Source organism: Chelatococcus sp. GCM10030263 (genome assembly GCF_042666455.1).
GTDB lineage: Bacteria > Pseudomonadota > Alphaproteobacteria > Rhizobiales > Beijerinckiaceae > Chelatococcus.
On the sequence record NZ_JBHTDB010000002.1, the window covers coordinates 483,246 to 497,854 of the forward strand.

A 14,609-nucleotide genomic window follows, 5' to 3' on the forward strand; every position below is an offset into this window, starting at 1 on the left:
GCCGCTCGGCGGTTCACTTACAGATAGAACAGCACCGTCAGGATCGCGAAGAGCGGCAAAAGAATGCCGCCCGACCACAGCATATAGCCGAAGAAGCTCGGCATCTTGATGCCGCGGTGGCGGGCAATCGCATAGACCATGAAGTTCGGCGCATTGCCGATATAGCTGTTGGCGCCCATGAAGACGGCGCCGGCCGAAATCGCCGTGAGCGTGAGAAAGCCCTCGGTCATCAGATGCTGGGGATCGCCGCCGGCAAGCTCGAAGAACACGAGATAGGTCGGCGCATTGTCGAGAAACGACGACAGGATGCCGGTCATCCAGAAATAGGCGGCGGGGACGGGCTCGCCGGTCGGCGCGGTCACCAGTTGGACGAGCGGGGCGAAGGCGCCCTCCGGCCCGGCCTTCAGCATCGCCAGCACCGGGATCATGCAGGTGAAGATCGCGGCAAACAGCTTGGCGACCTCGGCGATCGGTCCCCAGTTGAAGCCGTTGGCGTTGCGAATGCCCGAGCCGGTGAGCGCCAGCGAAGCGCCCGCGACCGCGAAGAAGATGAGATCGCGCACGAGGTTCTGCAGCTCGATCGTTGCGCCCGGCAACGTGAAGGCGATGCCCGGCTTCCACGCCGCGCTCATGAGCACGGCGGCAATGACGACGCCGATCAGCGCGATATTCACGAGGCCCTTGATGCCGAGGCGGCTGTCCGGTGTGGGATCGTGCACCGGGCGTTTGGCGCCTTCGCGTTTGTAGAGGTAGCGATCCAGGCCATAGAAGAGCATGAGCAGGACGGCCGCCAGCAAGCAGGTCTCCGGCAAGAGATGCTCGGTCGTCCAGAAGAAGTCGACGCCGCGCAGGAAGCCGAGGAACAGTGGCGGATCGCCCAGCGGCGTCAGCGAGCCGCCGATGTTCGACACCAGGAAAATGAAGAAGACGACGATATGCACATTGTAGCGGCGGTCGTCATTGGCGCGCAGCAGCGGGCGGATGAGCACCATCGATGCGCCGGTCGTGCCGACGACGCTCGCCAGCAGCGTGCCGATGCCGAGGATCAGCGTATTCGTCTCCGGGCTGCCATGCAGGTTGCCGCGCACGAGAATGCCCCCGGCGCAGGTGAAGAGCGCCAGAAGCAGCGCGATGAAAGGCAGATATTCGATGAAGAAGGCGTGGAGCAGCGCCTGCAGCGCCACATCGCCGCCGAGCAGGATGGCGAGCGGCAGGGCCGTCAGGAGGCCCCAGCCGAATGCGATCTTGCCATAATGATGCTCCCAAAGCTGGTGAAAGAGGAGCGGCCCGAGCGCGATCGACAGGAGGATGCCGACAAAGGGCAGGGCCCAGGTGGGACTCAAGGTGGCGCCGTCGAGTTCGGCTGCGCTGGCGTGTGACGGCGCGAGCATGAGCGCGATGAGGAGGGCGGCGGCGATCGAGGCTCGTAGCAAGGCGGCTCCCTTCTGTTCGTTCATTGGGCCCAGTGGTGCGCAGCGTCACACCGGCGGGGCGCGGCTTTGGTTAAGGCTTTCGTGCCAGCGTGGCAACGGCGCGGGGGTTTATGCATCGACGAGGAGACCATGTGCCGCTTTCTCGCCTACCACGGTGAACCCATCTTGCTCGAAGAGCTGATCTGCGCCGGCGATCACTCGCTCATCCACCAGTCACTGCATGCGATCGAGTGCAAGACGGGCACGAATGGTGACGGCTTCGGCCTCGGCTGGTACGGCGAGCGCCAGACGCCCGGGCTCTTTCGGGATTTGCGGCCGGCCTGGGCCGACGAGAACCTGCGCTCCCTGTGCGAGCAGGTGCGCTCGCCTCTCTTCTTCGCCCATGTGCGGGCGGCGACCGGCACCGCGACCTCGCGGCCCAACTGCCATCCCTTCGCCCAAGACCGCTGGCTCTTCATGCACAACGGCCAGATCGGCGACTACGGGCGCGTCAAACGACAGCTCGAAAGTGCGTTGCCGGATGCGCTCTATGACGCGCGCCAAGGCACCACCGATTCGGAATTGCTGTTCCTTCTGACCCTCGCGCGCCTCACGGCGGGCATGGCGCCCGCCGAAGCCCTGGCCGATGTGCTGGGCGAGGTGAAGGCCCTGATGGTCGCGGCCGGCATCGCCGAACCGCTGCGCTTCACGGCGACACTCTCCGACGGCAGGACCTTGTGGGCGGTGCGCACCGCCTGCGACGGCCGGCCTGCCAGCCTCTATCTCCAGGAGAGGTCCCGCTCCGTCGTGATCGCATCTGAACCGCTCGAAATGCGGCGCGAGGGCTGGCACGCGGTCGCGCCCAATTCGCTCATCACCGTGTCGCGCAGGGGTGAGGTGGTCATCACGCCCTTCTTCATTCCGATGGCGGAGAGCCGCAGCGCAGCCTGAACTGCTATCGCCGCTTGAAGCTCCAGCGCCGGACGAGATCGGCGAACCGCGCGTCGGCACGGGCGAATATCGCCCTGATGCGGGCGACGATCAGGCGGCCGGATGTGAGCGCCTCCGGCGGGGTATCCTCGATGCCGTCGCCGACGATGAGCGCAATGGCGGTGACCTCGCCTTCCCGCACGCCGCTGGCGACGAGCGTGATGCCGCCGACGGCGATGCGGTCGCCCTCGCGCACGCCCTCCTCGAAGGTGTCGGCGAAGACGGCGCCAAGCGTCTGGCCCTTGAACTCCTCGTCGAGCTCGATGCCATAGGCTGCGGCGAGGTCGTCGAGCTTCACTTCCGGCGTGAAGGCGAAGACGGCCGATGTCGCCCTTTCGTGGTGACCCTCGAAGGCGGCGAACAGCCGGTCGAGACGGCGGATGCGCTCCGGCGGCACCAGGAAATAGCCATAGTCGCCGACGCTGAGCACGCCCGCTTCCTCGGGCGTCAGCACGGCATCGCCGCGCACGACGAGAACGGCGCGCGCCCAGGAAGGCAAGGTGCCACGCAGGATGATCGGGCTGTCGGCGAGAAGCGGATAGCCGACCATCTCGAGCTCGGGCTTGCCGGGAAGGTCGATCTCGACGCGGCTGACCTCGGGCGCCGGATCGGCGAGCGCCACGCCCGTCCGACGCGCTGCGAAGCCGACCGTCCAGCCCTGAACGAGCAGCGAGACGAGCACCACGAAGAAGGCGACGTTGAAGTAGAGCTCCGCCTCCGGAACCCCGGTGAGCTGCGGAATGGCGGCCAGAAAGATCGATACCGCGCCGCGCAGCCCGACCCAGGAAACGAAGGTCTTCTCGTGCCGTGTGAAGCGGAAGGGGGTGAGGCAGAGCCAAACGGCGACCGGCCGCCCGACGAGAATGAGGAAGAGCGCGATGGCGAGTGCCGGCAGGGCATGCGCCACGAGCCTCGCGGGCGAGGCGAGCAGCCCGAGCACCAGGAACATGACGATCTGGCAGAGCCAGGTCGCCGCATCATGGAAGCTCAAAATCGAGGCAAAGGCCCTGACCGGCCGGTTGCCGACCACGAGACCGGCGAGGTAGACGGCGAGAAAGCCCGAGCCGTCGAGCACGCCGGCAAGGCCGTAGATCAAGACGGCAAGCGCCACCACGAAGAGCGGATGCAAGCCTGAGGGCAAGGCGACGCGGTTGAGCAGCCAGGCGATGACGAAACCGCCGCCGATGCCGAGCCCGCCGCCGATGAAGAACTGCCGCATCAGATGCGCGAGGATGGGGCCGACACCGTCCTCGCCGGGGACGGTGATGAGGCTGACGAGCAGCAGCACGAGGAAGACTGCGACTGGATCGTTGGTGGCGGATTCCACCTCGACCGTCGCATTCACGCGGCGGCGCAACTGCAGGCCGCGCGCCCGCATCAGGAAGAAGACGGCCGCGGCGTCCGTCGAGGCGACGATGGCGCCGACGAGAAGTCCCTGCGTAATGCCGAGACCGAGCAGCAGCATGGCGACGAGCCCGGTCAGCCCGGCGGTGATCAGGACGCCGGCGCTGGCGAGCAGGAGGGCGGGGGCCGCCACGCCGCGCACGGTGGCGATGCGCGTTCTCAAGCCCCCATCGAACAGGATGACGGCGAGGGAGGCCGAGCCGATGAGATACATCGCCTGGTAGTCGTCGAATTGGATGCCGCCCGGCCCGGCCTCGCCGGCGAGCATGCCGATGAGGATGAAGACGAGGAGGAGTGGTGCGCCGAAGCGCGAGGCTACCAGGCTCGACATGATGCCGATGGCCACGAGCCCAGCCCCGCCGAGAAGCAAGGAATTGACGAAGGCGATCGTGCTCATGCCACTCTGGGACCGGTGATTCGGGGCGATGGGACGGGCGGCGGGTGTGTCTCATGCTGCGGCACGGCGGCACCGCGTGCAACCCATCGGCAACAGCGAGCCAGGGATAGCAAAGCCCGACTTTCGATATGAGTAACAGCCCCTTAATCCGCCACATTTAAAGTGCCATTCGTGGCCTGTCCCGCTGCCGGTGGAAAGTTGAACGGCACTACAGTGAGAAGGTCGGGTGAAGAGTTATGCGCCAGGAAAGAGGCGGTCGGCATGTCCATGATCTCGGCCTTGCAAGCGATATGCTGAGGCCGACCCCGACGCGCGGCGAAGGCCGTGGCGCCGTCAATGCCGCATCGTCCGGTCAGGGCCGGCCCCGCAGTCCGATCCATGATGAGATCGTGCTGACGCCGGATGACCGTCCCGGCGGACCGCTCAGGCCGCGTTCGTCCGCCGAGACGGGCGGGCGTGGCGCTCCGCGGCTCGGCCCAGGCGCCGATGTGGAACCCGCCGTGCCCAGCGACGGCCGGGTCGAGGGAGAGGTCATGTCAGCGTATCGGCGTAAGCGGGGTGGTTCCGGCGGAGGCGGCGGCAAGGGTGGCGGCCGCGGGCGCGGCAAAGGCGGCGGGCGCCGTCGGCGGCATCCCTTCCTGCGGCGCCTCGTCGGCCTCGCTTTCGTGCTCGCGGTATGGTGCATCGTCGGTGTCGCCGGCGTGGTCGCGTATAATTTCGCGCAGCTGCCGCCGATCGATCAGCTCACCGTCCCGAAGCGCCCGCCGAATATCGCGATCCTGGCGAACGACGGCTCGCTTCTCGCCAACCGCGGCGATACCGGCGGTCAGAATGTGGCGCTGCACGACCTGCCGCCCTATCTGCCGCTCGCCTTCCTGGCGATCGAAGACCGGCGCTTCTACAGCCATTTCGGCGTCGATCCGGTCGGCGTCGGCCGCGCCATCTTCCGCAACATCACGAGCCGCGGCGTTGCCGAGGGCGGCTCGACCTTGACCCAGCAGCTCGCCAAGAATCTGTTCCTCACCCAGGAGCGCACCCTGACCCGCAAGATCCAGGAAGCCATCCTGGCACTCTGGCTGGAGCAGACCTATACGAAGGACCAGATCCTCGCGCTCTATCTCAACCGCGTGTATTTCGGTGCCGGCGCCTATGGTGTGGAGGCGGCGGCGCTGCGCTATTTCGGCAAGCATGCGAGCGAGGTCACGCTGGCCGAGGCGGCGATGCTGGCCGGCCTCGTGCAGGCGCCTTCGCGACTCTCGCCGAACCGCAATCCCGCCGGCGCCCGCGCCCGCGCCAATGTTGTCCTTGGCACCATGGTCGAGGCCGGCTTCATCACCGATGCGGCGGCCAAATCGGCGACCCTCTCCCCCGCCACGGCGGTCAAGCCGAAGGGCGCAGGCTCGGCCAATTACGCGGCCGATTACGTGATGGACGTGCTCGACGATTTCGTCGGCAAGGTCGACAAGGACATTGTGGTCGAGACCACTATCGACAACCATCTCCAGGCGACGGCCGAGAAGGCGCTCGTGGACGAGCTCGACCAGAAGGGACAGAAATACAAGGCGAGCCAGGGCGCTCTCGTCAGCCTTGCGACCGACGGGGCCATCCGCGCGCTGGTCGGCGGCCGCAATTATGCCGATAGTCAGTTCAATCGCGCCACTGCCGCGCGCCGGCAGCCAGGCTCCTCCTTCAAGGCCTTCGTCTATCTCGCCGCCATCGAGAACAATCTGACGCCGGACACCGTCCGCGACGACTCGCCTGTCAATATCAAGGGCTGGCAGCCCAGCAATTCCTCGCGCCGCTATCATGGCCCGGTAACCTTGGCGAATGCGCTCGCCTATTCCATCAATACGGTCGCGGTGAAGCTTGCGGTGGAGATGGGCCCGCGCGCGGTGGTGCGCACGGCACAGCGCCTGGGCATCACCTCGTCGCTGCAACCAAATCCGTCTATTGCGCTCGGCACCTCGGAGGTGACGCCGCTCGAACTCGTCGCCGCCTATGACGCCTTCGCCAATGGCGGCATCGGCGTGATCCCCTATGCCATCCGCACCATCAAGACGACGGACGGAAAGGTGCTCTACCGCCGCACGCCGGTCGATCTCGGGCGGGTCATCGAGCCTGTTCATCTCGGCATGATGAACAGCATGATGCGCGAGGTCGTCGATATCGGCACCGGCAAGCGCGCGGCCATTCCCGGCTGGGAGGTCGGCGGCAAGACCGGCACGTCCCAGGACTACCGCGACGCCTGGTTCATCGGCTACACGGGCAAGCTCGTCACGGGCGTGTGGATCGGCAATGACGACAATTCGCCGACCCGGCGCGCGTCCGGAAGCAACCTGCCCGTGGAAGTCTGGAGCCGCTACATGAAGGTGGCGGTGCAGGGCGAAAAGCCCGTGCCGCTGCCGGGCACGCCCTACCAGCCGGCCGCCCCGACCGATCAGCCGATGGGCGAGACCGGCGACAGCATCGCGGCTGTCGACGAGCCGACCTTGCAGGCTCCGCCGACGGTCGCGGCACGTGACACCGACCGCGCCTGGGCGACGCCCCAGCAGCGGCCGCGCCAGCGCGGTCTGTTCGAGCAGCTCTTCGGGGGCTGAGGCGAGCGGACGTTTTCGCCCGCTCTCCACTCACGCCATCGAAAACGCTCTAGACGCCGCGTTCGAGCAGGTCCGCGAGCGCCTCGCGCAGGTCCGAGGCCGGCTTGTCCTCATAGTCGAGATCGGCCTCGATATGGCCGATGTGGCGCAGCATCAGGGCCATGGCCTGGTCCGGCCGGTTCTGGCGCAGCGCCTGCACGATCTTGGCGTGTTCGTCGCAGGTACAGCTCGAACGGCCGCTGCGGCCGAAGAGCGCGATGATCAAGGACGAGCGGGCGATCAGCTCCTTGAGGAATTTGAGCAGCACGGCATTGCCGGCGAGCGCGGCGAGTTCGAGGTGAAACTGGCCGGACAGCCGGATTTCCTCCCGGCGCGGACGCAAACCGGCCGTCGCCATGAGGCGCAGCTCCTGCTCGAGATGGCGGTCGAGCCGATCGAGCGCTTTCGTCGTGATGTTCTGTGCCGCCGAGGCGACGAGCTGCGGCTCGATCATCCTGCGCGCAACGAAAACCTGACGCGCCTCCTCCGGGGTCGGACGAGCGACGAAGGCGCCGCGGTTGCGCTCGATCGTCACCAGCCCTTCGAAGGCGAGCGACTGCAGAACCCCACGCGCCACCGTGCGGCTGACGCCGAACAGCTGGCCGACCTCGTCTTCGGCGAGCTTCGTGCCGGGCTTCAGGCGATGCTCGACGATTGCATCATAGAGGGACTGGCGTATGGCAGCCGAGCGATCACCCTGATTCTCGGCACTTGCGCGGGATTGGGCTGCGATATCGAGCATGCAGATCGTACCTTCGCGGTCTCTTCACGGACTGGCGCCGCCCGTCGGCAACTGCGCTCAGCTTCTGTATACAAAAGAAGAGCTTTTTGCACGCGCCTGCGGTTTGCCGATGTGAGCATGGCGGTCGCCGGCAGATCGTGCCGCGACCCTTGGCGGGGTGGGCTGCGGAATCGATTGAGACCCGCTCCGACGACAGGCCGTTGAGTGCCGCGGCCGACCCATCTACGACTTTGGTCCAGGGCGGGTCTTCGCCGCTTGACTCGCACGCGAGCGCCTGAGTAAATCACCAGTTAGTTACAACTGACGCGGAAAAGCGTCCGCTGGAAGCGCCACAGTGAAGGGTTACCGGATGACGTCGCCGTCGTTCCGCACGCTCGCGCGTGTCGTCGATTCGCCCTGGGTTCGCCCGGTGGGCCTCCTGATCTTGCTGATCGTCCTCTGGGACGTCGCCATCCGCATCTTCCAGATCCCGCCCTATCTCGTTCCTGCGCCGATCGACGTCGTCAAGGCGTTCCGCGACGAGGGCGGCATGCTATTGGCCGAGAGCGTGCCGACCACGCTGGCGACTATCGGCGGATTTGCGCTCTCCGCCCTCATCGGCATCCCCCTCGCCATGCTGATTGCCGGCTCGCGCACCGTCGAATCCTATTTCTATCCGCTGCTCGTCTTCTCGCAGTCGGTGCCGAAGGTGGCGGTTGCCCCGCTCTTCGTGGTGTGGTTCGGCTTCGGTATGACGCCGAAGGTCATTTCGGCCTTCCTGCTCGGGTTTTTCCCCGTGGTGGTGTCGGGCGTGCAGGGCTTCAAGTCGCTCGATCCCGACATGCGCGACCTCGCGCGCTCGATGAAGGCCTCGTGGCTGCAGACATTCATGATGGTCAAGCTGCCGCACGCCATGCCCGCCATCTTCGCGGGCCTCAAGGTCTCCGTCACCTTGGCCGTGGTGGGCGCCGTAGTCGGCGAATTCGTCGGTGCCAATTCGGGTCTCGGCTTCGTCCTGCAGCGCTCGATCGGCAATTTCGAACTGCCGACCATGTTCGCCGCCCTCGTCTTGCTCGCGCTGATCGGCGTCATCCTGTTCTGGATCGTCGACATCGTCGAACGCTTCGCCATTCCCTGGCACGCCAGCCAGCGCCAGGAGTTTTTCGCAACCGCCTGAACGAAAGGCGGACGTCCGCCGGAGGAACGCCCATGTTGAAGAGAACCCTATTGAAGTCGGCGCTCGTCTGCGCCACGGCTCTGGTCCTTGCCCCGTCCTTCGTCCAGCCGGCGGCTGCGGCGGACAAGGTCGTGCTGATGCTCAACTGGTACGTCTATGGTGAGCACGCGCCCTTCTACTACGGCAAGGAGAAGGGCTTTTACGCCGATCAGGGCATCGACCTCGACATTCAGGAAGGGCGCGGCTCGGCCGTGACCATTCAGGCCGTTGCCGCCAAGACCGCGACCTTCGGCTATGCCGACGTTCCCACCATGATCCGCGCCGCTGCCAAGGGCGCGCCCGTCACCTCGCCGGGCGTTCTCCTGCAGACGAGCCCCATGTCGGTGATGGGCTTCACCGACAAGAACATGCGCAAGCCCGAGGATCTCAAGGGCAAGACCATCGCCACGACGCCGGGCGATTCCATGTCGCAGATCTGGCCGCTCTTCCTCAAGAAGACCGGGCTCAAGGAAAGCGAGATGCGCATCCTGTCCGGTGATGCTCAGACGAAGCTCAACGCGGTCATCTCCGGCCAGGCGGACGCGCTGCTCGGCTATTCGATGGACCAGAGCATGAAGATCAAGGACGCCACCGGCAAAGACGTCTTTCCCATCATGTTCGCCGATTACGGCATCCATCTCGTCTCGTCGGGCATCATCGCCAACAGCGATTTCGTGAAAGACAATGCGGATCTCGTCCGACGCTTCATGGCCGCGACGACGAAAGCTGTCGAGGCCGCCGAGAAGGACCCTGACGCGGCAGCCGACTCGATCTTGAAGGCGCTGCCGAAGGCGGGCCAGCAGGCGACCCTGCGCGAGGGCTTCCGTCTGACCATCCCACTCTACCGGACGCCCGAGACGAAGGATCTGCCGCCCTTCTACGTGACGGATCAGAACATGGATGATTCGGTCGACCTGTTGATCGAGTACGGCGGCGTCGATGCCTCCGCCAAGGACAAGGTGAAGACCTTCTACAGCCGCGACTACCTGCCGAAGCCGGCGGGCGGCTGACCCAAGCTGAAGGAGCTGGACCGTTGACGCGTATCGCATCCGGAGGCAGGGCCATGTCGTCGCTGAGGGTGGTGGGCGAGACCCGTGAACCGGCGGCCGCCCGCCGGCTCATCACGATTGCGGGCCTCGAAAAAACCTATCGCACGCGCGACGGCGACGTGCCTTCCCTGAAGCCGATCGATCTCGACATTCACGAAGGCGAGTTCGTCGCCGTGGTCGGCCCCTCCGGCTGCGGCAAGTCCACCTTGCTGAAGCTGATGGCCGGACTGATCGAGCCGACCGCCGGTGAAATCCGCATCGACGGCACGCTCGTCAAGGACCCGCCGGACGATGTCGGCATCGTCTTCCAGAGCCCGGTGCTGCTCGCCTGGCGTACGGTGTTGCGCAATGTCATGATGCCGGTCGAGGTGCGCAAGCTTGACCGCGCCTCGCATCTCGAGCGCGCACGCAAGCTCATCGCGACCGCCGGCCTGGAAGGCTTCGAGAACAAGTTTCCCTGGCAGCTCTCGGGCGGCATGCAGCAGCGCACGGCCATCTGCCGGGCGCTGGTGCACGACCCCAAGATCGTGCTGATGGACGAGCCCTTCGGTGCCCTCGACGCCTTGACGCGGGAGCGCATGAATCTCGAACTGCAGCGCATCCACCAGGAGACGGGAAAGACCATCCTCCTCATCACGCACTCGATCCCGGAGGCCGTTTTCCTGGCCGACCGGGTCGTGGTGATGTCGGAGCGGCCGGGGACGATCGCCGCCACCTATAACGTCGAGCTGCCGCGGCCCCGCCGTCTCGACGTGATGGGCGATCCCCTCTTCTCGGCGCTTACCCAGACTATTCGCGGGCATTTCTATGCGCGCGGCCAGATCGACTGATGGCCCTGCGCGTCCGCCTCGACGAGATTGCGGCCTTCGAGCGTGCAACGACCTTTCGCCGCGCCTTCCGTTTCGGTGCGGTGACGGTGAGGGAGGCGCCACAGGCCTTCATCCGCATCGGGGCGAGCACCGAAGACGGCCGCAGCACGACCGGCGTCGCGGCGGAAATGATGATGCCGAAGTGGTTCGACAAGGACCCGGCCAAGACGCCCGCAGAGACCATCGCGGATCTGAAGTCGAGCCTCGCCGGGGCCGTGGAGCACTACCGCCGGGACGGCAGCCGCTTCGATACGGCCTTCGGCCATCACGCGCTGGTCTATCCGCGGCAGATGGACGAGGCGAGACGCGCCGGCCTGCCGCGCCTTGCCGCCGCCTTCGGCCCGGCGCTCCTCGACAAGGCGGTGGCCGATGCGGTCCTCAAGCTCGCCGGCCTCGATTTCGCAGCAGGGCTCAGGGCCAATCTGCTCGGGCTCGACAATCGCTTCGCCCCGGACCTTGCCCAGGGCGACCTCGCGCGCTTTCTCGGGGCGGTCGACCCGATGCCTGAGGTGGCGCTGCGCCACACCATCGGCTTCGTCGACGATCTCGACGAACTCGGATCCGAAGTCGCCGCCGCCCGGCTGCGCTATTTCAAGGTGAAGCTGAGCGGCGATGTCCAGGCCGATCGCGCGCGCCTGAGATCGGTGACGGTGCGGCTGACCGCGCTCGTCCCGGATTTCCGGGCGAGCCTCGACGCCAACGAGCAATATGATCCCGCGCGGCTCGCCCTCCTGCTCGCCGCCTTGGCCGACGATCCCGTGCTCAGCCGTCTCAAGGCGCGGCTTCTCCACATCGAGCAGCCGCTCGACCGCGCCGCGACCTTCGCCCACCCGCTCGGGGAGCTTGCAGACGAAGTTCCCTTCATCATCGACGAGGCCGACGACGGCTACGATGCCTTTCCGCGCGCTGTTGCGTTGGGCTATCGCGGCGTGTCCTCGAAAGCCTGCAAGGGCCTTTACAAGTCGCTCGTCAACGGCGCCCGAGCGGCTGCCTGGAACGCGCGCGACCGCCAGCCCGGCCATTTCTTCGTCACCGGCGAAGACCTGACCTGCCAGGCGGGGCTCGGCGTGCAGCAGGATACCGCACTCGTCGCCTGCCTCGGCATCACCCATGGCGAGCGCAACGGCCACCACTATGTCGACGGCTTCGGGCCGGCCCCGGCCGGCGAGGCCGAGGGCTTCATGGCGGCGGTGCCGGGCTTCTATGCGCGATATGGCGGTCGCGCCCAACTCGCGGTCGCCTCGGGTGTGCTGACCACCGCTTCCCTGTTCACGCCGGGCTTTGCGAGCGGCGCGGCGCCCGATTGGTCGAGCCTTGCGCCGTTGATGGGGGCTGTCCATGCCGGCTGAGCCGATCAAGCAGGAGGCCGAGCTTCCGCCGCGGCGCGCGGTCGGCAAGCCACGCGATCCGGAGGCGACCAAGGCGAAGATCCTGGCTGCGGCCACGGTCGAATTTGCGGCGAGCGGCTTTGCCGGGGCGTCCATCGACGCCATCGCCAGCCGGTCCGAAGCCAACCGGCGCATGATCTATCACTATTTCGGCTCCAAGCGCGGCCTGTGGCTCGCCGTGCTCGAGGCGGCCTATGAGCGCGCCCGTGTCGCCGAGCTGAAGCTCGACCTCGTCCGGCTCGCGCCGGATGAGGCGATGCGCCGGCTCATCACCTTCACCTTTGACGCTTTCGTCGGCGACCGTGTCTTCATCAATCTCCTCAACAGCGAGAATCTGCATCAGGCCCGCCATCTGAAGACCTCCGGGCGAGTGAAGGAGATGCATTCGCCGCTGATCGGCATGATCCGTGAGATCCTGCAGCGCGGCGTCGCCGCCGGCCTTTTCCGCGACGGCATAGATCCAGCCCAGTTGTGGATTTCGATCGCCGGCATTTCCTATTTCTACTTTTCGAACATCCACACGCTGTCGGTGATCCTCGACCGCAATTTCCAGAGCACGCGCGAGATCGCCGCTCGCCGCGAGCATGTCGCGGATCTCATCCTCGGCTCGCTGCGGGCGTGAGCTACCGCCGCCTCGCCCCGCCGGTTATAACCGGCGGTGGAGAGGGAGCGTGACTCATGGCCCAAAATGCCGATAGCGAAGACGATGCATTGCAACGCCAATGGCTCGGGCTGGTGCGCAAGCTCGTCGGCGAGGACGCGCTCGATCGGCTGAAGACGCGCACCCCGGACGGTCGGGTGATCGAGCCCCTTTATGCAAAGGCCGATCAGGCGACGCCCCTGCTGCGCGAGCCGGGCCGCTGGCGCATCGTGCAGCCCGTCGACCATCCCGATCCCTCGATCGCCAACGAGCTCGCCCGCGCCGATCGCGGCGGCGGCGCGGATGGCCTCACGCTGGTGGCGGCGGGGTCAGCCGCCGCGCGTGGCTTCGGCCTGGCGCTGCGGGATGCGGACGACATCGCCCGGGTTCTCGACGGCATTGCGTTCGACGGGCTGGCGCTGCGCATCGAGCCCGGCGCGCGCGGCTTGGCGCTTGCCGATTTGGTGATCGCTTTCGCCGAAAGCCGCGGCTTTCCGCCCGAGACGCTCGACCTCGACTGCGGCCTCGATCCCATCGGCCGGCTCACGACAACAGGGGCGATGGACGCGTCTTGGGACGAGACGGCCCGCAGCCTGGGGAAGCAAGTAAAAGATCTCCGGCAGCGCGGCTTCCAGGGAGCCGTTCTGCGCGCCGACGGCCGCCCCTATCACGAAGCGGGCGCCTCCGACGCGCAGGAACTCGCCGCGGTCGTGGCAACTGCGCTCGCCTATCTGCGCGCTACGGAGGCCGGCGGGCTCGATCTCGGGGACGCGAGCAAGGCTCTCTCCTTCCTGCTCGTCGCCGATGCCGACCAGTTCGCCACACTCGCCAAATTCCGGGCCCTGCGCCGGCTCTGGGCGCGGGTGGAAGAGGCCTGCGGGCTTGCCCCCGCACCGATCCGCCTGCATGGCGAGACGGCCTGGCGCATGACGACGCGCCGCGACCCTTGGGTCAACATGCTGCGGGCGGTGGCGGCCATCTTCGGCGCCGGGCTCGGCGGCGCCGACAGCCTGACAGTACTGCCCTTCACGGCGGCGCTCGGCCTCGCCGACCCCTTCGCGCGGCGCATCGCCCGCAACGCGCAGATCGTCCTGATGGAGGAGGCCCATCTCTGGCGCGTGGCCGATCCCGCCGCCGGCTCCGGTGCCATCGAGGCCCTGACAGAAGGCTTGTGCGAAGCCGCCTGGCCGATGCTCCAGTCGGTCGAGCGCGACGGTGGCATGGTCGCGGCCCTGGAGAAAGGTACGATCCAGCGCGACATCGTGGCGGTGCGCGCAACCCGCGAGAGGGCCCTCGCCACGCGCCAGGAGCTCTTGACCGGCACAAGCGCCTATCCCGATCTCGCCGAGCGGCCCGCAAATGTGCTGATGCCCGCCCCCACTCCCGCGGCAATGCCCGCCGCCAAAGGGGCGGTCTCGGCGGAGCCGCTGCCCTCGCGCCGTCTGGCCGAGCCCTTCGAGGCCCTGCGCGACTGGGCCGATGCCCATCGTGCCGAGACGGGCGAGGCGCCGAAGATCTGCCTCGTCACGCTCGGGCCGACAGCGGCCCATGCCAAGCGTGCCGCCTTCGCGCGCCAGCTCTTCGCAATCGGCGGCTTCGTCGCGGTCACGGCGGAAGACGTCGGCGCCTTCGCGGCATCAGGCGCCCACATCGCCTGCCTCTGCGCCTCCGATGAGATCCATGCCGCCGAGGCCGGGTCGGTGGCGCGGGCGCTGAAGGAGGCCGGTGCTGCCTTGGTCTTCATCGCCGGCCGGCCGCAAGCCCTGGAGGATGCGCTCCGCGCGGCCGGCGTCGCGGCCTTCCTCACCGACGAGGTCGACTGCCTCGCCATCCTGCGCGAGGCGGCGGCCGTGGTCTGAGGGGAGGTCGCCCCGCCGAGCCGTGCCC

General features: G+C 67.1%; 11 protein-coding genes. 8 read left to right on the forward strand and 3 right to left on the reverse strand.

What is annotated here, in order from left to right; all coding sequences use genetic code 11:
• Positions 1 to 17: 17 nt before the first annotated feature.
• Positions 18 to 1,457 carry a sodium:proton antiporter gene (locus ACFQU1_RS02175; RefSeq protein WP_378128763.1) on the reverse strand — a complete coding sequence of 480 codons (1,440 nt, stop codon included), beginning with the start codon at positions 1,455 to 1,457 and terminating at the stop codon, positions 18 to 20.
• 105 nt (positions 1,458 to 1,562) lie between these two features.
• Between ACFQU1_RS02175 and ACFQU1_RS02180 the strand changes: the two genes are divergently transcribed.
• A complete protein-coding gene (locus ACFQU1_RS02180; RefSeq protein ID WP_378128765.1) occupies positions 1,563 to 2,363 on the forward strand; it encodes a class II glutamine amidotransferase in 801 nt (266 codons plus the stop codon).
• 4 nt (positions 2,364 to 2,367) lie between these two features.
• Here ACFQU1_RS02180 and ACFQU1_RS02185 read toward each other — a convergent pair whose 3' ends face one another.
• The gene (locus ACFQU1_RS02185) at positions 2,368 to 4,203 is read right to left on the reverse strand and encodes a potassium/proton antiporter (RefSeq protein ID WP_378128767.1); all 1,836 of its coding nucleotides are present in this window, start codon (positions 4,201 to 4,203) and stop codon (positions 2,368 to 2,370) included.
• Between the two features lie 236 nt (positions 4,204 to 4,439).
• Between ACFQU1_RS02185 and ACFQU1_RS02190 the strand changes: the two genes are divergently transcribed.
• The gene (locus ACFQU1_RS02190; RefSeq protein ID WP_378128769.1) at positions 4,440 to 6,800 is read left to right on the forward strand and encodes a transglycosylase domain-containing protein; all 2,361 of its coding nucleotides are present in this window, start codon (positions 4,440 to 4,442) and stop codon (positions 6,798 to 6,800) included.
• Between the two features lie 49 nt (positions 6,801 to 6,849).
• Here ACFQU1_RS02190 and ACFQU1_RS02195 read toward each other — a convergent pair whose 3' ends face one another.
• Positions 6,850 to 7,581 carry a GntR family transcriptional regulator gene (locus ACFQU1_RS02195; protein WP_378128771.1) on the reverse strand — a complete coding sequence of 244 codons (732 nt, stop codon included), beginning with the start codon at positions 7,579 to 7,581 and terminating at the stop codon, positions 6,850 to 6,852.
• Positions 7,582 to 7,930: 349 nt separating this feature from the next.
• On the opposite strand from ACFQU1_RS02195, the gene ACFQU1_RS02200 reads away from it, so the two are divergent.
• From ACFQU1_RS02200 to ACFQU1_RS02225, 6 genes are all read left to right on the forward strand, one after another.
• Complete coding sequence (locus ACFQU1_RS02200; RefSeq protein ID WP_378128773.1) at positions 7,931 to 8,737, forward strand: ABC transporter permease; 807 nt, start codon at positions 7,931 to 7,933, stop codon at positions 8,735 to 8,737.
• 137 nt (positions 8,738 to 8,874) lie between these two features.
• Positions 8,875 to 9,786 (forward strand): ABC transporter substrate-binding protein, encoded by a 912-nt coding sequence (locus ACFQU1_RS02205; protein ID WP_378129731.1) that lies wholly within the window; start codon positions 8,875 to 8,877, stop codon positions 9,784 to 9,786.
• Between the two features lie 53 nt (positions 9,787 to 9,839).
• Complete coding sequence (locus tag ACFQU1_RS02210) at positions 9,840 to 10,655, forward strand: ABC transporter ATP-binding protein (RefSeq protein ID WP_378128775.1); 816 nt, start codon at positions 9,840 to 9,842, stop codon at positions 10,653 to 10,655.
• Positions 10,655 to 12,043 carry an enolase gene (locus tag ACFQU1_RS02215; RefSeq protein ID WP_378128777.1) on the forward strand — a complete coding sequence of 463 codons (1,389 nt, stop codon included), beginning with the start codon at positions 10,655 to 10,657 and terminating at the stop codon, positions 12,041 to 12,043. Before ACFQU1_RS02210 ends, ACFQU1_RS02215 begins: the two co-directional genes overlap by 1 nt.
• Positions 12,033 to 12,704, forward strand: coding sequence for a TetR/AcrR family transcriptional regulator (locus ACFQU1_RS02220; RefSeq protein ID WP_378128779.1), 672 nt, complete (start codon positions 12,033 to 12,035; stop codon positions 12,702 to 12,704). The genes ACFQU1_RS02215 and ACFQU1_RS02220 overlap by 11 nt, the downstream gene beginning before the upstream one ends.
• A 56-nt stretch (positions 12,705 to 12,760) precedes the next feature.
• Positions 12,761 to 14,581 (forward strand): methylmalonyl-CoA mutase family protein, encoded by a 1,821-nt coding sequence (locus tag ACFQU1_RS02225; RefSeq protein ID WP_378128781.1) that lies wholly within the window; start codon positions 12,761 to 12,763, stop codon positions 14,579 to 14,581.
• Positions 14,582 to 14,609 lie beyond the last annotated feature (28 nt).